Origin of the sequence: Hyphobacterium sp. CCMP332, assembly GCA_014323545.1 — a bacterium.
GTDB lineage: Bacteria > Bacteroidota > Bacteroidia > Cytophagales > CCMP332 > CCMP332.
This window is the reverse complement of the sequence record CP058647.1, coordinates 2,929,484-2,951,859: the sequence shown is the minus strand read 5'-3', so window position 1 is coordinate 2,951,859 and position 22,376 is coordinate 2,929,484. Positions and strand designations below refer to the sequence as shown.

General features: G+C 38.3%; 21 protein-coding genes, 1 tRNA gene and 1 pseudogene. 15 read left to right on the top strand and 8 right to left on the bottom strand.

What is annotated here, in order from left to right:
• Positions 1-6: 6 nt before the first annotated feature.
• From HZR84_12980 to HZR84_12955, 6 genes are all read right to left on the bottom strand, one after another.
• A complete protein-coding gene (locus tag HZR84_12980; GenBank protein QNL23265.1) occupies positions 7-1,308 on the bottom strand; it encodes a c-type cytochrome in 1,302 nt (433 codons plus the stop codon).
• Positions 1,309-1,728: 420 nt separating this feature from the next.
• Positions 1,729-1,799: transfer RNA gene (locus tag HZR84_12975), tRNA-Cys, on the bottom strand.
• A 73-nt stretch (positions 1,800-1,872) separates the two neighbouring features.
• On the bottom strand, positions 1,873-4,125 hold the full coding sequence (gene rpsA, locus HZR84_12970) for a 30S ribosomal protein S1 (protein QNL22812.1): 2,253 nt from the start codon (positions 4,123-4,125) through the stop codon (positions 1,873-1,875).
• 162 nt (positions 4,126-4,287) lie between these two features.
• On the bottom strand, positions 4,288-5,037 hold the full coding sequence (locus HZR84_12965) for a C40 family peptidase (GenBank protein QNL22811.1): 750 nt from the start codon (positions 5,035-5,037) through the stop codon (positions 4,288-4,290).
• Entirely contained in the window at positions 5,030-5,473 is a 444-nt protein-coding gene (smpB, locus tag HZR84_12960) for an SsrA-binding protein SmpB (protein ID QNL23264.1), read from the bottom strand. The genes HZR84_12965 and smpB overlap by 8 nt, the downstream gene beginning before the upstream one ends.
• A gap of 20 nt (positions 5,474-5,493) precedes the next feature.
• Positions 5,494-5,877: a hypothetical protein gene (locus HZR84_12955; GenBank protein ID QNL22810.1), complete on the bottom strand. Its 384-nt coding sequence runs from the start codon at positions 5,875-5,877 to the stop codon at positions 5,494-5,496.
• Positions 5,878-5,984: 107 nt separating this feature from the next.
• Between HZR84_12955 and HZR84_12950 the strand changes: the two genes are divergently transcribed.
• The 7 genes from HZR84_12950 to lepB all read left to right on the top strand — a co-directional run bounded on the left by HZR84_12950 (position 5,985) and on the right by lepB (position 13,749).
• The gene (locus HZR84_12950) at positions 5,985-7,604 is read left to right on the top strand and encodes a CTP synthase (GenBank protein QNL22809.1); all 1,620 of its coding nucleotides are present in this window, start codon (positions 5,985-5,987) and stop codon (positions 7,602-7,604) included.
• 6 nt (positions 7,605-7,610) lie between these two features.
• A complete protein-coding gene (gene yidC, locus HZR84_12945; protein QNL22808.1) occupies positions 7,611-9,488 on the top strand; it encodes a membrane protein insertase YidC in 1,878 nt (625 codons plus the stop codon).
• Positions 9,489-9,651: 163 nt separating this feature from the next.
• The gene (locus HZR84_12940; protein QNL22807.1) at positions 9,652-10,443 is read left to right on the top strand and encodes a ParA family protein; all 792 of its coding nucleotides are present in this window, start codon (positions 9,652-9,654) and stop codon (positions 10,441-10,443) included.
• Positions 10,440-11,336, top strand: coding sequence for a ParB/RepB/Spo0J family partition protein (locus HZR84_12935; protein ID QNL22806.1), 897 nt, complete (start codon positions 10,440-10,442; stop codon positions 11,334-11,336). Before HZR84_12940 ends, HZR84_12935 begins: the two co-directional genes overlap by 4 nt.
• Entirely contained in the window at positions 11,336-11,935 is a 600-nt protein-coding gene (locus HZR84_12930) for a hypothetical protein (GenBank protein ID QNL22805.1), read from the top strand. The genes HZR84_12935 and HZR84_12930 overlap by 1 nt, the downstream gene beginning before the upstream one ends.
• Positions 11,932-12,642 (top strand): 4-hydroxy-tetrahydrodipicolinate reductase, encoded by a 711-nt coding sequence (dapB, locus tag HZR84_12925; GenBank protein ID QNL22804.1) that lies wholly within the window; start codon positions 11,932-11,934, stop codon positions 12,640-12,642. The genes HZR84_12930 and dapB overlap by 4 nt, the downstream gene beginning before the upstream one ends.
• Positions 12,643-13,749 (top strand): signal peptidase I, encoded by a 1,107-nt coding sequence (gene lepB / locus HZR84_12920; protein ID QNL22803.1) that lies wholly within the window; start codon positions 12,643-12,645, stop codon positions 13,747-13,749.
• Here lepB and HZR84_12915 read toward each other — a convergent pair whose 3' ends face one another.
• Positions 13,750-14,412 (bottom strand): uracil-DNA glycosylase, encoded by a 663-nt coding sequence (locus HZR84_12915; GenBank protein ID QNL22802.1) that lies wholly within the window; start codon positions 14,410-14,412, stop codon positions 13,750-13,752.
• Between the two features lie 111 nt (positions 14,413-14,523).
• On the opposite strand from HZR84_12915, the gene apaG reads away from it, so the two are divergent.
• From apaG to HZR84_12890, 5 genes and pseudogenes are all read left to right on the top strand, one after another.
• Positions 14,524-14,910, top strand: coding sequence for a Co2+/Mg2+ efflux protein ApaG (apaG, locus tag HZR84_12910; GenBank protein ID QNL22801.1), 387 nt, complete (start codon positions 14,524-14,526; stop codon positions 14,908-14,910).
• Positions 14,911-15,690 (top strand): class I SAM-dependent methyltransferase, encoded by a 780-nt coding sequence (locus HZR84_12905; protein QNL22800.1) that lies wholly within the window; start codon positions 14,911-14,913, stop codon positions 15,688-15,690.
• 166 nt (positions 15,691-15,856) lie between these two features.
• Entirely contained in the window at positions 15,857-17,719 is a 1,863-nt protein-coding gene (locus tag HZR84_12900; protein QNL22799.1) for an SUMF1/EgtB/PvdO family nonheme iron enzyme, read from the top strand.
• Positions 17,720-17,859: 140 nt separating this feature from the next.
• Positions 17,860-18,240: a DUF2200 domain-containing protein gene (locus HZR84_12895; protein QNL22798.1), complete on the top strand. Its 381-nt coding sequence runs from the start codon at positions 17,860-17,862 to the stop codon at positions 18,238-18,240.
• Positions 18,241-18,429: 189 nt separating this feature from the next.
• A pseudogene (locus HZR84_12890) lies at positions 18,430-18,965 on the top strand (putative metal-dependent hydrolase).
• A 7-nt stretch (positions 18,966-18,972) separates the two neighbouring features.
• Here HZR84_12890 and HZR84_12885 read toward each other — a convergent pair.
• On the bottom strand, positions 18,973-19,572 hold the full coding sequence (locus HZR84_12885) for an SAM-dependent methyltransferase (GenBank protein QNL22797.1): 600 nt from the start codon (positions 19,570-19,572) through the stop codon (positions 18,973-18,975).
• A 37-nt stretch (positions 19,573-19,609) separates the two neighbouring features.
• On the opposite strand from HZR84_12885, the gene HZR84_12880 reads away from it, so the two are divergent.
• The 3 genes from HZR84_12880 to HZR84_12870 all read left to right on the top strand — a co-directional run bounded on the left by HZR84_12880 (position 19,610) and on the right by HZR84_12870 (position 22,366).
• The gene (locus tag HZR84_12880) at positions 19,610-20,842 is read left to right on the top strand and encodes a spore maturation protein (GenBank protein ID QNL22796.1); all 1,233 of its coding nucleotides are present in this window, start codon (positions 19,610-19,612) and stop codon (positions 20,840-20,842) included.
• A 116-nt stretch (positions 20,843-20,958) separates the two neighbouring features.
• Positions 20,959-21,531: a sigma-70 family RNA polymerase sigma factor gene (locus tag HZR84_12875; GenBank protein QNL22795.1), complete on the top strand. Its 573-nt coding sequence runs from the start codon at positions 20,959-20,961 to the stop codon at positions 21,529-21,531.
• A gap of 1 nt (position 21,532) precedes the next feature.
• A complete protein-coding gene (locus HZR84_12870; GenBank protein QNL22794.1) occupies positions 21,533-22,366 on the top strand; it encodes a hypothetical protein in 834 nt (277 codons plus the stop codon).
• The last annotated feature ends 10 nt before the right edge of the window (positions 22,367-22,376 follow it).

The following is a 22,376-nucleotide window of genomic DNA, read 5'->3' as shown; positions in this document are numbered from 1 at the left end:
TTTCTATTAATAATGACACTTAGAACATTCCAAACCACCAATATCTTCAACGGTCATGATACCGTCGTCCTGATTTGCTTCATGGAATTCTATTAATTTATCGTAGTATTCATTGCCCTCGTAGTTCACCGCAGTTTCCCGGTGACAATTAATACACCATCCCATTGTTAGCGGAGAGTATTGCTGAACAACTTCCATTTCTTCAATCGGGCCATGGCAAGTCTGGCATTCAAGTCCACCCACTTTCACATGCTGAGAGTGATTGAAATAGGCCAGATCCGGCAAATTGTGAATTCTTACCCATTCAATTGGCTGATCATTTTCAACAGCTTTCCAGATTTTCTGGATTTCGGGTGAGGTTGTTTTTACATGGTTATGGCAATTCATACAAATATTCGCTGAGGGAATATTCGCATTTTTACTTTTTTCTACTCCTGTATGGCAATACTGGCAGCCTATTTCATACATTCCTGCATGTAATTTGTGTGAAAATGCTATCGGTTGAGTTGGAGCATATCCTTGTTGCACACCGACAGAAAATAAGCCATCAATGACTGATCTCAATATGATGAGGGTGAATATAATTCCAACCGTATTAAGGAAAGGAGCACTTGTAAATAATTTAGACCATTGTAATTTAGGTTCTACATAAGCTTTTTCTTCTTCGGAAACACCTTCCATTTGATTTACAAATCGCTTCATTACAGAAAGCAATAGAGCGAGTGCAATAATAATTGCGAGAAGTATTACAACCAGAATTCCAATAATAGCTATCAAATATTCTTGTGGCAAAGCAGCACCGCTGGCAGCTGTACCACCTGCCCCTGCATCGGCTACCTGTGCTACCTCCTTCGCCGGAGGGTTATCCGTCATTTCAACGATATAAGCATAAAGGCCGTTTAGTTCCTCATCACTTAAAAAGTCGTGATTAGGCATGTATTGTTTGTATTGCTCGTAAAGCCCTTTTGCATATTCATCGCCTCCATCTATAACTTTCTGTGGATATTTTATAAAATACAGCATGGCTTCTTTCGATGGCCATCTTGTATGAGCACCCGTAAGATTCGGGCCTACAACCACTTTGTCAAAGGCGTGGCATTGTGTACAATTGCCTTCAAATACTGATTTTCCTAGCGAAATTAATTCTGCATCTCCACCTCCGGAGGCAGCGGCTTCAGCAGCCGGTTCAGCAGATGCATCTGCGGCAGTTGTATCCGAAGCTTCCTGACCGAAACCGGTAGAAATAGTAAATGAAAGAATAAGTGCGCCTAGTAATTTTCCTGAAGTTAAAAAGAGTCGGTTAAGCATTAGCAGTTTATGTCTAGAAACCGTCACAAATCTATTACCCATACTCAATTAATCAAATAGTATTTTTGAGCTAAATCATATTAGAAGCAAATTTCACACTTAAAAATAACCTATGATATTGATTTATAGCCTTTTAAATGTCTGTATATACTTAGGAATACTAATAATTTAGAATTGTTCTAAATTATTATCATAAATAACATTGACCAAGTCTACAAGTAGGATTTTTTCATATGGAAAGGCACGGTTACTTTAAATAATTAATGTCTTAAATATTAATGAATACAAAGATTTTGCAATTATAAATCAAGAGAACTACAATTATTAAAATATTAAACCGAGGAGGTCTCGTCCGCAGATTAATAATGAAAAAACCCCAAAGTTCCATTCGCTTTACGAACACACTTTGAGGTTTGGTTGAGGCGCTGAGCGGACTCGAACCGCTGTAAAAGGTTTTGCAGACCTCTGCCTAGCCTCTCGGCCACAGCGCCATTTGAATATCAAAAATAGGTATTTAAGAAAAAAGGAAGGCCGAAACCTTCCTAATTTTTCAATATTTAAAGACTATTTCTTTTCGGAATCTTCCTCTTCTTTCTTTGAGGCTTTTTCCTTAGTCTTTGTTTTCGCTTTGGCTTTTGGAGCTTCTTCTTTCTTAACTGCTGCTGTTTTAGCACTTGGCTTTTTTGCTGCAGCTTTAATCTTATCCTCCTTGTCCTGCTCCATTTGCTCCTTCAGTGCAGAAAGTGCTTCCAATTCACCAAGTGTTGTTTTCTCAGTTGAACTGTTCACATTTCTAACTGCCTTAGAGGTTTTTCTGGCCGGTTTTGCAGCGGGTTTCTTTTCTGTAGAACCGGCGTCCTCTTCCTTCCAGGTTTTAGTATGCGATAATGAAATTCTTCTTTCATCCTTGTTAAAATCAAGAACATTGAACTTCAATGTTTCGCCTACCTGTGCATTTGACCCGTCTTCTTTAGCCAAATGTTTTGGTAGAGCCGCACCTTCGATTCCATATTGAAGTTCAATTCTCGCACCTTTGTCATTGAGCTCAATTATTGTTCCCTGATGCTCTGAACCTCTGGTAAATACTGATTCAAATGCATCCCATGGATTTTCTTCAATATGCTTGTGGCTCAATGCAAGTCTTCTGTTTTCTACATCCAACTCCATTACTACCACCTCTAGTTCATCATTAACCTTTACGAATTCAGAAGGGTGTTTAATTTTCTTGGTCCATGACAAATCTGATACGTGAACCAAACCGTCGATTCCTTCTTCCAATTCAATAAAGAGTCCGAAATTGGTTAGGTTTCTCACCACACCAACGTGTCTTGTTCCGATGGCATATTTCTCAAGTATCTCAGCTTTTGTCCAAGGATCCTCGGTCAATTGCTTAATACCTAACGACATTTTTCTTTCTTCTCTATCAATTGTTAAAACTACTGCTTCAACTTCATCTCCTACATTGATGAAATCCTGAGGATTTCTCAAATGCTGAGACCATGACATTTCAGAAACGTGGATAAGTCCTTCCACTCCGGGCTGGATTTCAAGGAAAGCTCCGTAATCAGCAACATTTACAATTTTGCCTTTTACTTTTGATCCAACTTCGATTTCTTTTGGTAAAGAATCCCATGGGTGCTCGGAAAGTTGTTTCATTCCAAGAGAGATTCGTTTTTTACCATCGTCAAAATCAAGTACTACTACCTGAACTTTTTCATCAAGTTTTAATACTTCCTCAGGGTGATTTATTCTTCCCCATGAAATATCCGTAATGTGAAGAAGACCGTCAACGCCTCCAAGATCGATGAATACACCAAAATTGGTCATGTTTTTAACGATTCCTTCAAGCACCTGACCTTTTTCAAGGTTATTTAGAATTTCAGCTTTTTGAGCTTCTATGTCTTTTTCGATCAGGACTTTGTGAGATACAACAACGTTATCATTGGAATAATTGATCTTCACAACTTTGACTTCCATTGTTTTTCCAACAAAAACGTCAAAATCCCTGATAGGCTTTACGTCTATTTGAGATCCCGGCAAGAATGCTTCTATACCGAATATATCAACGATCAATCCACCTTTAGTCCTTCTTTTAACAAATCCTTCAATTACAGAATCTTTTTCATGAGAGTTCTGAATAGCCTCCCATGCCTTTACAATATTTGCTTTTCGTCTTGAGATGACAACCTGACCGCTTTTGTCTTCCTGTGTTTCAAGGTAAACTTCTACGTCATCGCCAACTTTGAGATCCGGTAAGTCTTTGAATTCAGACAATGAAACCAGACCATCTGATTTATATCCTATATTAAGGATCACATCTTTAGCTGTGATTCCTACCACAGAACCTGTAATTAATTGCTTTTCTTCGACCTGATTGATTGTACCTTCGTACATCTTGGCCATTTCTTCTCTTTCCTTAGCCGAATACTCCTGACCGAAACCTTCTTCGGTTAAATTGTCCCAGCTGAATGGCTCTTCAACCGTAGCTTCTTCTTTAGTACTTTCAGCTTTCGGAGTAGCAGCTTCTTTTTTGGCTGCAGGCTTAGCTTCTTCTTTTTTAGATTCGTCTTTAGCAGGCTCTTTCTTCTTTGGTTCGGCCTTAGCTTCTGCCTTTGACTCCTCCTTTTTAGTTTCTTTTTTAGGCTTTGCTTCCGCTTTTGGCTTTTCTGCCTTTGCTTCTGCCTTTACTTCAGCTTTTTTTTCTTCCGTAGCCTTTTTAGTCGTTGCTGATTTTTTTTCAGCAGCTTGCTCCTTCGTTTGGTCCGGAGCCGGGTTTTCCTTTTTGGTTTTTGTTTCTTTTACTTTTTCTTCTGACATATGTTTTTCTCCTTCTCCTTATTCGCTATTTTATTTTGATTTGCGAAAAAGGACTGCAAAAGTAGAAAATTTAATTATAGATGAAAAGCAATATGAGAATATTGTTAATCTGCCCGAAAGGAGCGAGGACAAATTAACTTGAGCAAATTCAAGGTTTTTGATTTATCCGAGTCGTCTGATCGAATGCAAATGATGTGATATTTCTCCATTATCATTCACAATACCGTTCTTATTTAATTCACTCTCCCTTACCCAGGAACTGGAATGGATGATCCTATTCTTTTCTGAAATGATACCTACATGATTTATTTTGCCTTTATTATTAGCAAAAAATGCCAGGTCGCCCTTTTTATGATCGGAATACTGATTTATTTCTTCTCCGGATTCAATTTGCATAGAAGCATCCCTTTTCAATTTGATTCCACTTAGTTTAAATACAATTTGAACGAATCCGGAACAGTCCAATCCGAAAATTGAACGGCCACCCCATAAATAAGGTGCTCCTAAAAATTTTTGAGCATCGCGTATGATTTGATCCGGATCATAACCATCAAAACCTTTGGATCGCATAAATTTTAAATCGTTATTCATCCAGGAAAGGGGCACTTCAGAGCCGGGGCTCAGACTCAGGAGACCAAATCCATCTATGCTGATTTTAATATTATGCGTAATCAGAAATGTTTTTTGAATGTGAAATTCTTTTCTGTTCTCGGCATCTAGCTCCTGGAATTGGCCTTTGTCAATAAAACCTTCATAGGCATCGTATTCCATTTTAATCTTGTACCATTTGTCATCTTCACTTATGATAGTGTAAGACTCGCCAAATAAAATCTGACTTACCATTTCGGATGTATCCGATGCTTTTGCTCTTACCGGTATGGCCGATAAGAATGCTATACCTTTTTTATCCAAATCGCTCTATTTCTCTCTTCATGTCCTTACTCTTAATATCCTGACGTTTATCGTATATCTTTTTCCCTTTAGCCAATCCTATTTCCATTTTTGCAAAGCCTCGGGAATTAATAAATAGGCGCAAAGGCACAATGGTCAGTCCTTTTTCCTCGGTTTTTTTCTGAAATTTCTCAATCTCTTTTTTCTTTAATAAGAGTTTTCTTTTTCTGGTTGGCTCGTGATTGGCATGACTGGCCTCCGTATATTCGGCAATGTGCATATTCTTAATCCACATTTCATCTTTATCGATAAAACAATATCCTTCCTGCAAACTCGCTTTACCCATGCGAATGGATTTAATTTCCGAGCCTGTCAATACTATTCCCGCTACTTCAGTATCGAGGATCTCAAATTCGTATCGCGCCTTGCGGTTTTTGATATTAATATTTTGTTGAATTGAACTGCCTTTTGACAATTTTAATCGTATTTAAATTTTTTCTCCAAAACTGATTTAGGCAATATTTTCTGACCGGTCCTTCCCGTGGCAATCAATCTGTCGCCTACTTTAATTTCAAAGCTGCAAATTAATTCGTCGTGTTCATATGAATCCACCTCGGCATTAACCACAAATTCCTCGTCCATGAAAACCGGATTGTGATGCAATATTTCAAGCATGGTGCCTATACCTTCTTCATCCTCTTTTTTTATCTTTTTTATATACTGCCGCGTGGTCCATTCAATTTCTCTTGCCAGGGCAAATGTAGAACAGACATAATGCACCTTTTCATATCTGAAATGTGCCAGATCATCCTGAGTCACTCTATGACGGTGAATTATTTTTTTAATCAATTCGGGCTGCATGCGCTGTAAATCTACAATTAAGTTTGAATGTCCGAGGCAGAAATATAGTATTAGAAATTAACACTTGGAAATTATACCTTTGCATCCCGTATGCATAAATCCTCAGAATGGCAGCGGTAAAATTTATTTTTGTAACAGGCGGAGTGACCTCCTCACTCGGTAAAGGTATCATCGCAGCTTCTTTGGCCAAACTATTACAGGCCAGGGGTTTCAAAGTTACCATCCAGAAATTCGATCCTTACATTAACATCGACCCCGGGACAATGAATCCTTATGAGCACGGTGAATGTTATGTGACCGAAGATGGCGCTGAAACTGATCTTGACTTAGGCCATTATGAGCGATTCTTAAATACACCTACTTCACAGGCCAATAATGTCACTACCGGAAGAATTTACAATACTGTTATTTCTCAGGAAAGACAGGGCGTATACCTGGGCAAAACCGTACAGGTGATTCCACATATTACTGATGAAATAAAAAGAAATTTTAATCTGCTGGCAGAAAAACACGATTACGATATTATCATCACTGAAATTGGTGGTTGTGTTGGAGATATTGAATCATTGCCATTCATTGAAGCATTGAGACAATTCAAATTTGATCAGGGGCCCTCCAATTGTGCCGTTATACATTTAACCCTTATCCCTTTTCTCAAAGCATCGGGCGAATTAAAAACAAAACCAACTCAGCATTCGGTCAAAACATTGCTGGAAGCAGGAATACAACCTGATATTTTGGTATGCCGCTCGGAGATGTCACTTCCAATGGACATCAGAAAAAAGATTGCGCTTTTCTGCAATGTCCCGATCAATTCGGTGATTGAAGCACAGGATGCGGAAAGTATTTACGATGTTCCCATCATGATGCTCAAGGAACATCTCGATGTTCGTGTAATGTCGAGGCTTGGATTAAAAAAGAATAAGAAACCGGAAATTGAAACATGGAAAGATTTTCTTGGTAAACTAAAGAATCCTACGGGCGAAGTAAGTGTAGCAATCGTTGGGAAATATGTGGAACTCCACGATGCCTATAAATCCATACACGAATCTATTATTCATGCAGGTGCGGTAAATGAATGCAAAGTCAATGTCAAATGGATTTCATCAGAGCACATTACAGACCAAAATAAACATCGTCAACTGGCAAATCTGGATGGGATTCTTGTAGCACCGGGATTTGGTGAAAGAGGTATTGAGGGTAAAATTGAAACCGTGAATTATGCCAGAACCAACGGCATCCCATTCTTTGGGGTTTGTCTTGGAATGCAATGCGCCGTAATCGAATTTGCTCGAAATGTAGCCGGATTAAAACATGCTGAATCATCCGAGGTTAATGAAAAAGCAAAGGATAAAGTCATTGATATAATGCCAGATCAGAAAAATATTGAAAATAAAGGTGGCACAATGCGATTGGGAGCCTATGTTTGCAATCTGAAAAAAGACAGCCTGGCTAATAAGCTTTATGGAAAGAAAAAAATATCTGAAAGACATAGACACCGTTATGAATTCAATAATGCTTATAAAGAAACGTTTGAAAAAAATGGAATGATAGCTTCAGGAATTAATCCGGAAAACAATCTGGTGGAAGTCGTAGAAATAACAGATCACCCATTTTTTATAGGCACGCAATTTCACCCGGAATTTAAAAGTACCGTCTTAAATCCTCACCCTTTATTTGCAGGTTTTATCAAAGCAGCTATACAATATAAAAACGAGAGTAATTAATTTTCAATGGATAGAAATCAATTAATCGGACTTGTTCTGATTTCCGCGATGCTCGTGGGATATCTTTATTTCTTCGGTGAACAGCCAAAACCCGAAGAAACTATTAGCGAAGCACCTGCTGAGCAAATAGAAAATAATACTGAAAAAAATAATTCAGGCTCAGAAGAGCGAATGCCTGAGAGCAGCCCTGTTAATGTAGGAGATAGCACTGAGCTGCAAGCCGATAGCATTTCGGTACAGGAAAAAGCGGGGAAATGGGGTGCACTCTATGCCAACACAGAGGGTAAAGAAAAGTACTATGTACTTGAAAATGAAGTATTCAAAATTAAAATCTCAAACAAGGGTGCAGGAATAAAAGAAGTTGTACTCAAAAAGCACGTTACTTACGAAAAACAAGCTCTGGTGCTTTTGGATTCGGCCAATCACCAAATGGATTGGTTATTGACATCTGTTGAGGGTAAAACACTCAATTTGAGTGACCTTTATTACAGTGGTAAACTGACGGAAAGCGAAGAGTTCAGTATACTAAGCCTGAGTGCCAGCGCATCCAAAGGTTCGATTAAGCACATTTTTAAAATCAGTCCGAAATCTTATGTGGTGGATTACAAAATTCAGGTGAATGGACTAAACGACTTAATCGCCAATAAAAATGTTCAATTCTATTGGCAGGAAGACCTCAAGCGCTTTGAAAATGTAATTGATCAAAGTCGAAACCATACCGCGGTCAATTATTACAATACCAAAGGTGATTTTGAAGAAGTCACCAATGATGCCGATGCCGAGAAGGTTATAGAAAAAGGAGTGAACGATGTGAAATGGCTCTCGATGAAACAGAAGTTTTTTAATTCGGGACTCATTTCAAGCCTTCCTATGCAAAATGGTGAATTCAGTAGTGAATTTGACCCCAATGATTCGAGCACCGTCAAATCGCAAACTGCAAGCATTGAAATTCCCTTTCAGATGTTTTCCGACGAAGAGCAATCCTTTCAGTTTTATTTTGGACCAAATAACTTTTCCATACTTAAGAAAGTTACCGAGGGCTATGGGGAAAATGTTTATCTCGGTTGGACAATTTTCGCATCGGTCAACAAATACACCGTTGTCCCCTTCTTCAATTTTCTTGAAAACTATATAAGCAATTACGGATTGATCATTCTGATCCTGGTATTTGTGGTAAAACTCATTTTGTCGCCACTCTCCTACCGCTCTTATGTTTCCATGGCCAAGATGAAAGTGCTTCGGCCGGAAATAGAGCAGATCAAGGAAAAAATCGGCGATGACCAGCAAAAAGTACAGATGGAAACCATGCAGCTGTATCAAAAATTTGGTGTAAATCCATTGAGTGGCTGCGTACCAATGATTTTACAAATTCCCGTATTATTTGCGCTCTTCAATTTCTTTCCCAATTCGGTAGAGTTAAGACAAAAAAGCTTTTTATGGGCCCATGATTTGTCGACCTATGACAGTATACTGGATCTGCCATTCAATATTCCTTTTTACGGAGACCATGTCAGTTTATTTACCTTATTGATGACCTTATCGACCTTGGCATATACCTATGTTCAAAATCAAAATAACCCGATGCAACAACAGGGGCCAATGAAAACGATGCAGTACTTCTTTCCGGTTATGATTATGTTCTTTTTGAACAATTTCTCTTCCGGATTGACTTATTACTATTTTCTTTCGAATGTAATTACAATAGCGCAGCAGCTTCTAATTGCGAGATTTATCGACGATAAAGCCATCAGAGATAAACTGGAGACTAAGAAGGAAAAGAGATCCAACAAAAAGAAATCCGGATTTTCTGCTAGACTTGAGGAGGCAATGAAAGCCCAGCAGCAAAAGCAAAAAAACAAGGGCAAAGGCGGAAGAAAAAAATAAGGAGCTTATCCACATTTTAGTATAAAGAAGCACACAATTCATCATTAATTTTTTGATTATCAATCAATTAAATGTCTTAAAAAGTGTGCATAACCTTTTGAAACAGATACTGTTGCATTGTTTATCTTTGCAATAACAATTTAATTCGACATCAGAATTTCACATGGGAAAAATCATTGCAATAGCTAATCAAAAAGGAGGAGTTGGGAAAACTACCACAGCAATCAATTTGGCTGCAAGCCTTGCTGTATTGGATTTTAAAACACTAATAGTAGATGCCGACCCTCAGGCCAATTCTACTTCAGGGACAGGACTCGATCCCAAGGAAATACAACACGGCATATACGAATGCATGGTTGATGACATCAGCCCTGTAGATTGCATTATGCAAACGGATATTCCATCGCTTGATATTCTTCCATCACACATCAATTTGGTGGGAGCAGAAGTTGAAATGATCAACCTTGAAGCCAGAGAGGAAATAATGAAGGGCGTGTTGAACGGAATTCGTGGGAATTACGATTTTATAATTATCGACTGTTCCCCCTCGCTGGGTTTAATTACCGTCAATGCCCTAACCGCTGCCGACTCGGTGATCATTCCGATACAATGCGAGTATTTTGCCTTGGAAGGATTGGGTAAGCTATTGAATACCATTAAAATTATACAAACCCGTCTAAACCCCGAGCTTGAAATTGAAGGAATGTTGCTGACCATGTACGACGTCCGTTTAAATCTTTCAAATCAGGTTGTGGAAGAAGTTAAGACCCATTTCAAACACCTTGTTTTTAAAACCATTATTCCGAGAAATATAAAATTAAGCGAAGCGCCGAGTTTCGGTTTGCCGGCCATAGTTCATGATGCAGAAAGCAAAGGAGCGATCAGCTATTTAAATCTTGCGCATGAAATGCTTCAAAGCAATGGTGTCAAAATCGGTTCAAAGAAAATGGCATGAACGAAAAGAAGACAAGGAAAACAGGTGGATTGGGAAAAGGCCTAAGTGCACTTTTACAGGGTTCTGAGGAATTTGAAAACAGAAGGGATCTTACGATTACCCGGAATCCACTGAATTTTAAAGATATTCCGCTTGATCAAATAGAGGCAAATCCATATCAGCCAAGAACGGAATTTGAAGTGGAAACATTAAATGAACTGGCTGAGTCCATAAAAGTTCAGGGTATTATTCAGCCCATAACCGTAAGAAAACTTTCGGATAAACAATATCAGTTGATATCCGGAGAGCGAAGACTAAAAGCTTCCAAAATTGCCGGGATTGATAGCGTTCCTGCTTATATACGTACTGCCAACGACCAGGAAATGCTTGAAATGGCATTAATCGAAAATATACAAAGAGAAGACCTCAATGCCATCGAGGTAGCACTCTCCTATCAGCGTTTGCTCTCGGAATGCGAATTGCGTCAGGAAGATTTGGGAACAAGGGTAGGCAAAAACAGATCTACCGTAACCAATTACCTGAGACTTTTAAAACTGCCGCCTGAGATTCAATTGGCGGTTCGAGATAAAAAGATAAGTATGGGCCATGCACGGGCATTGATTTCAATAGAAAATGTGGATCTTCAGCTGGCTATATTTAATGAAATCATTCGAAAAAATTTATCCGTCAGAAAAACCGAAGACCTTGTGCGGCACGGTTTTGAAGGAAAAAAAGACTCTGGGAAAAAAGAATTAAAGCTCAGCCCTGAGTACAAAGATTTAAAAACAAAACTATCTTCGCATTTTGGAACCAAAATATCCTTAAAGGTAGAAGATGATGAAAAAGGAGAAATTAAAATTCCTTTTGTATCCACCGAAGACCTCAACAGGATATTAGAGATTCTGGATGTCTAATGTTTGAAGTTTATTTCAGATCCTTACTGATCGTCATTGTTATAATAATCTCGGCAAATCTCAGTTTTGCTCAGGATGAGGCCTATTTTGCCAAAAAAGATTCCATTCGGGCTGAAAAGAGAGCCATGAAGGCTGAGAAATACGCTTACCTAAACCCTTCAACGGCTGCTTATCTTTCCATGGCATTACCGGGTGCGGGGCAGTTTTATGTTAAAAGTTATTGGAAAATACCATTGGTTTACGGAGGCCTGGCAGCTTTTACCGGAATTGCCATTTACAATCACGACCAGTACATACGCTACAAGCGATCATTGAACAATCTGACTGATGATGATGAGAATACCCTGGTGGATCCTGATTTTTCCAGACTTTCTGAAAATGCTTTGCGCGCTAATCGCAATCTCACTAAAAAGTATCGCGACCTCAATATAATTTTAGGCGTTTTGTTTTACGGTCTGCAAATTGCCGATGCTTATGTGGACGGACATCTCAAGGGCTTTGAAGTTACCGACGACCTGAGTATGCGTGTGGATCCTGCAATTTATATGAACGGCAATACAATGGCAGGTGGTTTAACGTTAAATTTTCAGTTTAAATGAAAATAGCATTAATCGGATACGGAAAAATGGGCAAAGCCATAGAAGCCCTTGCTGAAGCGAATGGTGATAGCATAGTCTGTAAAATAGCTCACAGCGATGATCTTCCTGAAATGAAACATCATCATCCCAATGTGGCAATTGAATTTACCAATCCCGAAAGCGCTTTTGACAATATTTTATTTTGTATCAAAAACGACATTCCCGTAGTAAGCGGAACCACCGGCTGGCTGGATAAATTCGAAGAGATAAAAGGCCTTTGCCTTGAAAACAAGGGCGCCTTCTTCTACGCTTCAAATTTTAGCTTAGGGGTAAATTTATTTTTCCATTTTAACCAGTACATCGCAAAGGTGATGTCCAAATATTCGGATTACGATGTGGAAATTGAAGAAACACATCATATCTACAAACGCGATGCTCCAAGTGGTACGGCAATAAGCCTGGCAGAAAAAATAATCAATGCCTATCCGGAAATCGGCAATTGGTCATTGGATGAAAAGGAGAAAGATAAAATTAATATTATTGCGCACCGAAAGGAGGATGTGCCCGGCACGCATGTGGTCAGATACAGTTCCAACATCGATGAGATGGAATTTACACACATAGCCAAAGGAAGAACCGGCTTTGCTCAGGGAGCCCTGGCGGCAGCCAAATGGTTAATTAGAAAAAAAGGTGTATTCGGAATGCCCGATATGATGAATTTAGAATAAATGGCAAATAAATTTTTAAAGCGATTAAAAGAGATTTTTCTTCCCGGGAAGAGCAAGGAACCACGTTCAAAAACCAGGGAATGGACCGATGCAATCATTTTTGCAGTTGTAGCCGCTACATTTATTCGCTGGATTGCAATAGAAGCCTTTACCATCCCTACTCCATCCATGGAAAAATCGCTCCTTGTAGGCGATTTTCTTTTCGTAAGCAAGCTTCATTACGGACCCAGGACTCCAAAAACACCGCTGCAATTACCACTGACACATCAAAAAATCTGGGGTACCAATATTCCTTCCTTTCTGGATTGGATTCAATTACCCCAGGCCCGGCTACCGGGATTTACTTCTGTTAAAAACAATGATGTGGTGGTATTTAATTATCCTCGTGAGCAGGAATACCCTTCAGACCTGAGGACAAATTATATCAAACGATGCATTGGGATTCCGGGAGATACCATTGAAGTGAAAGACCTGCAGGTTTTTATCAACGGGGAAGCCGTAGAAAATCCACCGAAAATGCAAAATACATATTATATCCGAACCGCTAACCGCATCAGTCAAAAGAGCTTTAGAAAATTTGACATCACCGGTGTGGATATGGTTCAGGGTGGATATGTAGTAAAGACTACGCCCGAGACCTCGGAATTATTAAAAAATCAATCCTATATCGACGAAGTGAGGTTGCTCTATGCCGAGGATGGTCTGTCAAATCCAAGGGTATATCCCTATGAAGGCAGCTACGATTGGAACGAGGATAATTATGGCCCGCTTTATATCCCAAAAGAAGGCGATCAGATGAGGGTAACAAAAGATTTCCTTATTCGATATGAAATGGTAGTCAAAGATTATGAAGGCCACGATCAGGTTTTAATACAAAATGGAGAACTGATTATTGATGGTAAGAAAATCGATACCTATACTTTTCAGCAGGATTATTATTTCATGATGGGAGATAACAGACATAACTCTGCCGACTCCAGAATTTGGGGTTTTGTACCCGAAGATCATATTGTCGGGAAAGCCCTCCTCATTTGGCTATCACTGGATCCCGAAGGTGGATTATTTGACCGTGTAAGGTGGTCGCGCTTGTTTTCATTGATCCACTAATTACCAGTTAATCGCTTTTAATCCTTTGGCTATCAAATAAGAATTGGCTCTGCTGAATGGTTTTGAACCAAAAAAACCTCTGTGTACGGAAAATGGGGAAGGATGCGCAGATTCAATCACTAAATTGTCATCCCGATTTATAAAATGGCCTTTTTTCTGCGCATATGAACCCCATAAAATATAAACAATGCCTTTTTTTTGTTCATGAATTCTTTCAATCACTGCATCGGTAAACTGTTCCCAGCCTTTATTCTGATGTGAACCCGGACTTTTGGCTCTTACCGTTAAAGTAGCATTTAATAAAAGCACACCCTGATCTGCCCAGTGTTCCAGATTTCCATGTTCCGGAATTTGTATACTAAGATCAGAATTGAGCTCTTTAAAAATATTTTGAAGAGAGGGTGGAAATTTAATCCCCTTTGGCACGGAAAAACACAATCCGTGAGCCTGTCCTTCGCCGTGGTAGGGATCCTGGCCAATGATTACCACCTTGAGCTTATCAAATGGTGTATGCTCGAAAGCGGAGAAAATTAATTTCCCGGGAGGGTAAATTTTATAACCGGAATATTCTGATTTTACAAAAGCAACGAGTTGTTCGAAATAATCCTTTTCAAACTCGTTTTGAAGCAATTTTTTCCAGCTATTTTCAATCTGAACTTCCATTTTTCAAATTCTTGATTAATATTTAACTTTTAATTAGCCAAAATAGATTGTAATTCAATAAAACTCTTGTTTAATTTAAAACGTTTCTTGAGTGCTAGAGCTTAAAAATAAATGGTAACTGCAACGACAGAAGGCATTAAGATCACAGTTGAAAACAACTTCCAATCGGAGTATTCCAGTCCGAAACACAATCACTATGTGTTTACCTATAAAATCAGGATTGAGAATTGCAGCGAATACACCATGCAATTGAAACGGCGTCACTGGCATATCCACGATGCCAACAATGTTCCAAAGGAAGTAGAAGGTGAAGGCGTCATCGGACAGCAACCTGTTTTAGAACCGGGTCAGGTGCATGAATATGTTTCGGGTTGTAATTTAAAATCGGGAATGGGAAGAATGTACGGCAGCTATGAAATGGAAAGAGCGGTAGACGGAAAGAAAATAACAGTTACGATTCCCGAATTTACACTGGTTGTTCCATTCTTACTCAATTAATTGGGAGTATTCTTATTCAGAGCATTTTCCTTTTTAAAATTCTGGCTAAGAGCGGGCAATGCCCATGGCCTGCATTCACCTTTTGTTTTTGATCTGTACACCAAAGCAATCAATAAAAAAATTTGCAATGAGGGATTTGCAAAAATCGAGACTGTAAGACAGCGTTTCAGACAAAATAGCAGGGAAATTGACATTGTAGATAAAGGAGCAGGATCCACGCTTCTCAAAAAAAGGCGAAAGATATCCGAGATTGTAAAGCACAGCATATCGGATGAAAAAAAATGCGAGTTACTATTCAGGCTTGCGCTCTATTTTAAACCCAAAAAAATTCTGGAATTAGGAACCTCCCTGGGAATCGCTACCGCTTATTTAAATCTTGGATGTCCCCGTGCTGATTTGAAGAGCATTGAGGGCGATCCGCAGCTGGCGCAACTGGCTCAATCGCATCTTGGGACCGGCATAGACATAATAAATAGTTCTTTTTCAGAGGCACTGCCAAATATCTTACCCGAGTTTGATTCGGATTTCATATACATTGACGGCGATCATAAAGCCGATTCGTTATTAAACTATGTGAAATTAATTCTGGACAAAAGTTCAGATAATTCAGATGAAAAAATATTTGTCATTGATGATATTTATTGGTCCGCAGATATGAATCGAGGCTGGAAACAGCTCATAAAAGATTCTAGGTTTGGAATATCGATTGATCTTTTTCAAATAGGGCTTCTCTTCACACGCCGGAAGCAGCCTAAGCAGCATTTTTATTTGAGGCTTTAAAACGTTTAAAACGTTTTTAAACTTTTTAAACGTTTAATTGTGCATTTATATAGAATCAAGAGGGCCATTGACATAAATGGTTATAAAGTGCATATTTATCTACCGGAATAAAATGGAGGTGGACTTTACACAGACGTTGTATGCCATAGTAAGAAACTAGAAAATCATGAATTATAATTCTTTCATTTTTTTATTTCTCTTAATTTTTCCCACACTTGGGTACGCTCAGCTTTCAACAGCAACCGAACCTGAATTGATTTTCGTGGATGGTGGTGAATTTATTATGGGCTGTAGTACTGAGCAGAATCAACAGTGTATTAGTGATGAAAAGCCTTCAGTACGAGTTCGGTTGTACGACTTTTGGATTGGGAAATATGAAGTTACAAATGCGCAGTATGCTGAATTCTTGTCGCAATTAGGAAATCAAACCGAGGGTGGTAGTGAATGGTATAGATTCGATCAATACTCATTGATTAAAAAACTGGAGGATGGTTCATTTCAACCTATCAAGGGATTCGAAGACTATCCGGTAACAAATACTAGTTGGTACGGAGCTAAAGCTTTTACGGTATGGTTATCTCAGCAAAACAATAAGTACTATCGATTGCCTACCGAAGCAGAATGGGAATACGCTGCGAGGGGTGGACAAAAGAGTCTGGGATATAGCTTCTCCGGTAGCAACACTCCAGACGAAGTCGGATGGATCAGTGATTTTGCAGCAGAGTCCAAAACCGGATGGAAATTTAAGATGGACAAAGGAGTTCACCAGGTAGGCCAAAAAAAGGCTAACGAATTAGGGATTTACGATATGAGTGGAAACGTGAGCGAATGGTGTGAGGATTTTTACCAAAATTTTTACGAGGCTGGAATAAATCCTATGGGAGCAGATAAGGGTTCCCTTCGTGTTTTAAGAGGAGGAAGCTGGGATAATAAACCTGCTGATTGTCGGGTTTCGGCCAGAAATTATGCCCAGCATGTTAGCCGATTTGCTGTCAATAAGGGATTCAGAGTTGTAATGGAGAACGACATCTCTGCTCAGGTAAATTCTTTCGTAGCTAAAAACAACTTCAACGGTACTATTCTGATAAAAAAGAAAAACAGGACTATATATCACCAAAGTTTTGGGTTAGCTAACAGGGAGGGAAATATCCCCAATACAAATAATACAAAATATGCAATTGCATCTATAACTAAACTTTTTACATCTGTGATAGTACTGCAATTAATTGAAGAGGGTAAACTCGAATTGAATAAAGAGATTTCGCACTATATCCCCAATTACAAAGGACCAGCAGCCGATAGGATCACCATTCATCATCTCCTAACTCACACCTCAGGGATTCAGAATTGTGAAGATATTAGGAAAGATAATATCGGTTTTCCTGATATATACTTAGAAAAGGTTTCAACTGACGAACTACTACATAAGTATTGCAGTGGAAAACAAATAACAGAACCAGGTTCCAGGTTCGACTATAATAATGGCGAGTACATCATTCTGGGAAAGATCATTGAGCGGATCGAGAATGACTCTTTTCAAAACATATTAAAAAGAAGAATTTTATATCCTTTGAACATGAAGAACAGTGGTTTTATCACAGCATCATCAATGACGGATGATTTGGCGCAAGGCTATAAATGGAACAGCGAAGCCAATAATTTTGAGAAGGATCCAGAAAGACTTTTACAAAATTACTTTTCGGCAGGTGCTATGTATTCTACGGCAACCGACCTGATCAAATTTTCTGATGCACTTTATGGTCGGAAGTTAACTGATGAAAAATCGTTAAAATTATTATTGACCACCTACCCTGAAACCAGGGAGTATGGATATGGTCTTTGGATTAGATACCCACAATACAATAAGACGGTTGCCAAAGTGACACAGCGATTTGGGCAAATATGGGGTATCAACACTTTAATAAGTTATTTTCAAGATCATGATATAACTGTTATAGTACTGGCCAATACAGATAAAGTTTCCGTTTCTGAATTTCAGAATATGGTTGGAGAAGAATTTCTAAATTAGAACGGCATTCAACAAACACTAAAATGAATATGCGAACTGAGCCATTTAATATGAAAGTGCTAACCAGAAACATTGGTGCTTCGAGATACTTGAGCGCATACTCATTTTAGTTGAACGTAAGCCTCAATAAATTACAAGTTATGGCAGAAGTAACAGCAGAAAAAAATGAGCAATTCGCGAAAATGAATTTCGGATCGATTTATCCGCATTACCTAAGTAGAGTAGAAAAGCACGGTAGAACCAAAGAAGAACTTGACCGTGTTATTTTGTGGTTAACAGGTTATAAACAGGATAAATTAGAATCCTTTATTGACGGCAATGGAACTTTCAGAGATTTTTTTGAAGGAGCCAAAATCCATGTAAATGCTCATATGATCAAAGGTGTAGTATGCGGATATCGTATTGAAGAAATATCAGAAGAATTTGCCTTATACCGTGATTGCAGACGAATGGAAAAGTTGATTGATGAATTGGCAAGAGGTAGGAAAATGGAAAAAATTTTACGCGAAGAAAATAAATAAATATTGGCATTCGCTGTAATGAAGGACATTTTGCTTCCAACATTTGATGATGAAAATAAAGGGGGTAAAAAACGATAAGTACTATGGATAAATTCCAATGTGAAATGATAAATTTAAATTTCCTTTTGGCGAAATAGTTAGCCCCATGCTTTGGTATTGCTTTATTTATTGAAAGAAAATTTCCAGGCTATGAACAAAGACATTGAGATTCAAAAATACCCAATTGGAAAATTTATAAACCGCTAAACATTGATGATCATCAAATACAAAATTGGATAAGTATCATCGAAAAATTTCCTGAAAAAATAAAAACAGAACTCGAAACCATAAATGATCAGGATTTTGAGAAAAAGTACCGCAGCAATGGCTGGACCATAAGACAAATCGTAAATCATTGTGCTGACAGTCATATGAACAGTTTTATACGATTTAAACTGGCCTTAACCGAAGATAAACCAAGCATCAAACCCTATTTTGAAAATTTATGGGCTGAATTATCAGATTCAAAAGATTATCCTGTAGAAAACTCTCTAAAAATTCTGGAAGGTCTTCACGAAAGATGGGTGCATTTGCTAAAAAACTTATCTGACGATGATTTACAAAGGCAATTTAAACATCCGGAAAGCAATGAAAGTGTTGATTTAAAAACAAACATTGGTATTTATGCATGGCATTGCGAACACCATTTGGCGCATATAAAAAATGCAAAAAAATCTATAATATAACTTCAAATTACTTCTTAAATAATTCCATAAATAATTCACTTCCCATCCTTTCGGGTATGCTGTTTCTACAATCTTCAAGAATTTTTATTCGGAAGAATTTGTCAAATAATGATTTGTATTCATCAATATGACCTCCAAATGGCGGATGATCCAGATACAAAGGAATATTAAAGAGCACTCCAGCCAATTTGCTATCTGAATGCATGAGATTTAGCATCTTTTTGCAATAGTTCTCCCTCAATTCCGGATTCAGTGCACAAAAAAATGTTTGCTCAATAATTAGATCATATGTATCCGAATGATCAAAAAAATCGGCATGGATTAAATGATCCTCCGGAAAGTCGGGGTTTTCCTTATTAAATTTTTTTAGAGGATAATCTGATATATCGAGGAGAAAAACATTGGTATAACCTTTCATATACAGATACTTAGCCTCATAAGCGTTGCCACATCCCGGAATTAAAATCTTTGTCGTTTTATCCTTTAATTGATCGAAGTAGTTCTTAAGGGGAGTCGAAACATAACCAATATCCCAACCGGTATTGTCAGCTTGATAGCGTTTTGTCCAGTAATCTTCTGTAGCTATCTTGTTTTTCAATTCTTCCATTCTGCAAATAATACTAAATTAACTGCTTTAAAATTCTATGGTTCTAAATTACATTTGGGTAGGCTTTTTTTTAATCTCCTTTTTACTGGGATTATTTCAATGGATTTTTCTTGGTCAGGGGGAAGTATTCCCGGAAATGCTCAATGCCACATTTGAGTATTCTAAAACGGCTTTTGAAATTTCATTAGGGTTAACCGGTGTTTTGGCATTGTGGCTGGGCTTTTTGAAAATCGCTGAAAATGCAGGCCTTATCAATGTCCTGGCAAAGGTATTAGGGCCTTTTTTATATCCATTGTTTCCTCAGATTCCAAAAGGGCATCCTGTATTTGGGACAATGGTTATGAATTTTTCTGCCAATATGCTCGGTTTGGATAATGCGGCCACGCCCATCGGTTTAAAAGCCATGGATGGACTTCAGGAATTGAATGAAGATAAAAAGGCTGCGAGCAATTCCCAGATAATGTTTCTTGTTTTGAATACCTCCGGCCTTACCATTATTCCTATTAATGTCATGGTTTATCGCGCACAGATGGGAGCAGAAAATCCGGCTGATATATTCTTGCCAATTCTGGTGGCAACTTTTGCAGCTACACTCGGAGGGATCGTATTTGTGGGTATTAAACAAAAAATCAACTTTTTAAATCCTTATCTCCTATCGGCATTAGCAGCTGTAACCGCTTTGATCGTTTTTCTGCTCTATTCTCTATCCAGTTTAAATCCCGAACAAATTGAAGCGATTTCTGGCCAGGTGAGCAGTCTCATTATTTTTAGTCTGATCGCCGTATTTATTGCCTATGGCTTTCTTAAGAAAATCAATGTTTATGAATCATTTATTGATGGTGCCAAAGAAGGATTCAAAGTGGCTATTAAAATTATCCCTTTTCTTGTAGCCATATTGGTAGCAATAGGTGTTTTCAGAGCATCAGGCGGAATGGAACTCTTAATAGGCTCGCTTCAATCGACGCTGGAATCCCTTGGATGGGCCAGCGAATTTGTTCCTTCACTCCCCACAGCCATTTTGAAACCACTCAGCGGCAGTGCAGCGAGAAGCATGATGGTGGATGCCATGAACATTCACGGAGCAGATTCCTTTACCGGAAGACTTTCATCAACGCTACAGGGTACTACGGATACCACATTCTATATCATTGCAGTGTATTTTGGAGCAGTGGGCATCCGCAATACCAGATATGCTGTAAGCGGTGGCCTTTTTGCAGATTTTGTAGGTATAGTAGCTGCCATACTCATTGCCTATTTCTTTTTTCTTTGAATATTCTTCCATTCAAGTACCTGATTATTAGTGTATTTGAAAAAATTTCAAATATTTTTAAAAAGGAGTGCAACCTTTGATCAAAAGGATGCATCTAATAATTGAAACCGAATAAAATGTTCCTCAGTAAAAAGAGGCTTTACGAAAGCGAAGAAGATGTGATTGAAGGCTGCAAAGCCGGAGAGCGTGAGGCTCAGCATAAACTTTATGCCACTTACGCTTCAACGTTTTTTGGGATTTGCCGACGCTACATGAAAGATGAAAGAGATGCTGAGGAGGTTTTAACCAATGGATTCATGAAAATATTTGAAAACATATCGAAATACAAAAGAGAAGGAAGTTTTGAAGGCTGGATGAAAAGAATTCTTATCAATGAAGCGCTGATGTACATTCGAAAAAATCGCCAGATGTTTTTAGAAGTAGATATTGATAACACCCAAATTGACAAAAATTTTTCCTGGCATCAGATTGACATGGAAACAGAGGATTTGTTGAAAATAATACGGTCTTTACCGGTCGGATACAGGACTGTATTCAACTTATACGCTGTAGAGGGATACAGCCATAAGGAAATTGCAAAACAGCTTAGTATTTCTGAAAACACATCGAAATCGCAATTGAGCCGGGCAAGGACAATATTGCAGGACAGAGTACAGAATAAAAAGCAATTCATCCAAAAAGGGAGCTGAAATGGAAAAGGATAGAAATTATTTTGAAAATAAATTTAAGGATTTTAAGTCTGCTCCTCCATTGACCGTATGGAAGGATATAGAATCAGGTCTGGTTCTAAAGGAACGCCGTAAAAAAGCAATTTTCTTTGTGCGAATAGCCGCCGGACTGTTGCTACTGATCACGGCACTCTGGTTTACATTTTCCAAATCGGGCATAAAAGAAAATAAGCTGGCCAGCGAAGAAATTAAAAATATTGAAAGAGTCGAAGGGAAATCTAATTCAGAATTACAGCCTATAATCAGAAATTCCATTGCCTCCATTGATTCCGAAAATCAGAAAAAATTGATTTGGCCTGAAAAAGAGATTAAAACAGAACAGAAAATTAATACGGATTCTAAGGCCCGAAGAAATGTAATAAATGACAGGAATGCAGATAAAACAGAATTGAGAACCATAAAAGATCTTCCATTTACTGATTCAATAAAAAATAATACACGCCCAATCGAAAAAATTCAGCAAGAAGCTGAATTGAAAAAACCGCTATTGGCCAAACTTGAAAATGACAGTCTTCAAAAGAATGAACATAAAAGAGAGGAGCTTTTGATCGCCGATGCCGATATCAAGAATAAGGCCGAAGAGGGTTCAATTGATAATGGAGATGCAAAATCCATTACCATCATTTTAAGGCCAAAAAATAGAGAGAATCTTGCTTCAAATGATAATGGCAGCGATGAAAAGTCAAAATTTGAACAATTCAGGGAATCGCTTAATAAGGATTTATATAAACAAACAATCAGGCTCGGAGAGGTCCCGGACCTGGCATTTAACAAATTAAAATTGAGGTCAAATTAAATTTAAAAAC

What these genes read in the sequence shown, in the direction of transcription:
- HZR84_12980 (QNL23265.1), bottom strand. Translation starts at nt 1,308, where the DNA reads ATGCTTAACCGACTCTTTTTAACTTCAGGAAAATTACTAGGCGCACTT.
- rpsA (QNL22812.1), bottom strand. Translation starts at nt 4,125, where the DNA reads ATGTCAGAAGAAAAAGTAAAAGAAACAAAAACCAAAAAGGAAAACCCG.
- HZR84_12955 (QNL22810.1), bottom strand. Translation starts at nt 5,877, where the DNA reads ATGCAGCCCGAATTGATTAAAAAAATAATTCACCGTCATAGAGTGACT.
- HZR84_12950 (QNL22809.1), top strand. Translation starts at nt 5,985, where the DNA reads ATGGCAGCGGTAAAATTTATTTTTGTAACAGGCGGAGTGACCTCCTCA.
- yidC (QNL22808.1), top strand. Translation starts at nt 7,611, where the DNA reads ATGGATAGAAATCAATTAATCGGACTTGTTCTGATTTCCGCGATGCTC.
- HZR84_12940 (QNL22807.1), top strand. Translation starts at nt 9,652, where the DNA reads ATGGGAAAAATCATTGCAATAGCTAATCAAAAAGGAGGAGTTGGGAAA.
- HZR84_12935 (QNL22806.1), top strand. Translation starts at nt 10,440, where the DNA reads ATGAACGAAAAGAAGACAAGGAAAACAGGTGGATTGGGAAAAGGCCTA.
- HZR84_12930 (QNL22805.1), top strand. Translation starts at nt 11,336, where the DNA reads ATGTTTGAAGTTTATTTCAGATCCTTACTGATCGTCATTGTTATAATA.
- dapB (QNL22804.1), top strand. Translation starts at nt 11,932, where the DNA reads ATGAAAATAGCATTAATCGGATACGGAAAAATGGGCAAAGCCATAGAA.
- lepB (QNL22803.1), top strand. Translation starts at nt 12,643, where the DNA reads ATGGCAAATAAATTTTTAAAGCGATTAAAAGAGATTTTTCTTCCCGGG.
- HZR84_12915 (QNL22802.1), bottom strand. Translation starts at nt 14,412, where the DNA reads ATGGAAGTTCAGATTGAAAATAGCTGGAAAAAATTGCTTCAAAACGAG.
- apaG (QNL22801.1), top strand. Translation starts at nt 14,524, where the DNA reads ATGGTAACTGCAACGACAGAAGGCATTAAGATCACAGTTGAAAACAAC.
- HZR84_12900 (QNL22799.1), top strand. Translation starts at nt 15,857, where the DNA reads ATGAATTATAATTCTTTCATTTTTTTATTTCTCTTAATTTTTCCCACA.
- HZR84_12895 (QNL22798.1), top strand. Translation starts at nt 17,860, where the DNA reads ATGGCAGAAGTAACAGCAGAAAAAAATGAGCAATTCGCGAAAATGAAT.
- HZR84_12885 (QNL22797.1), bottom strand. Translation starts at nt 19,572, where the DNA reads ATGGAAGAATTGAAAAACAAGATAGCTACAGAAGATTACTGGACAAAA.
- HZR84_12880 (QNL22796.1), top strand. Translation starts at nt 19,610, where the DNA reads ATGGTTCTAAATTACATTTGGGTAGGCTTTTTTTTAATCTCCTTTTTA.
- HZR84_12875 (QNL22795.1), top strand. Translation starts at nt 20,959, where the DNA reads ATGTTCCTCAGTAAAAAGAGGCTTTACGAAAGCGAAGAAGATGTGATT.
- HZR84_12870 (QNL22794.1), top strand. Translation starts at nt 21,533, where the DNA reads ATGGAAAAGGATAGAAATTATTTTGAAAATAAATTTAAGGATTTTAAG.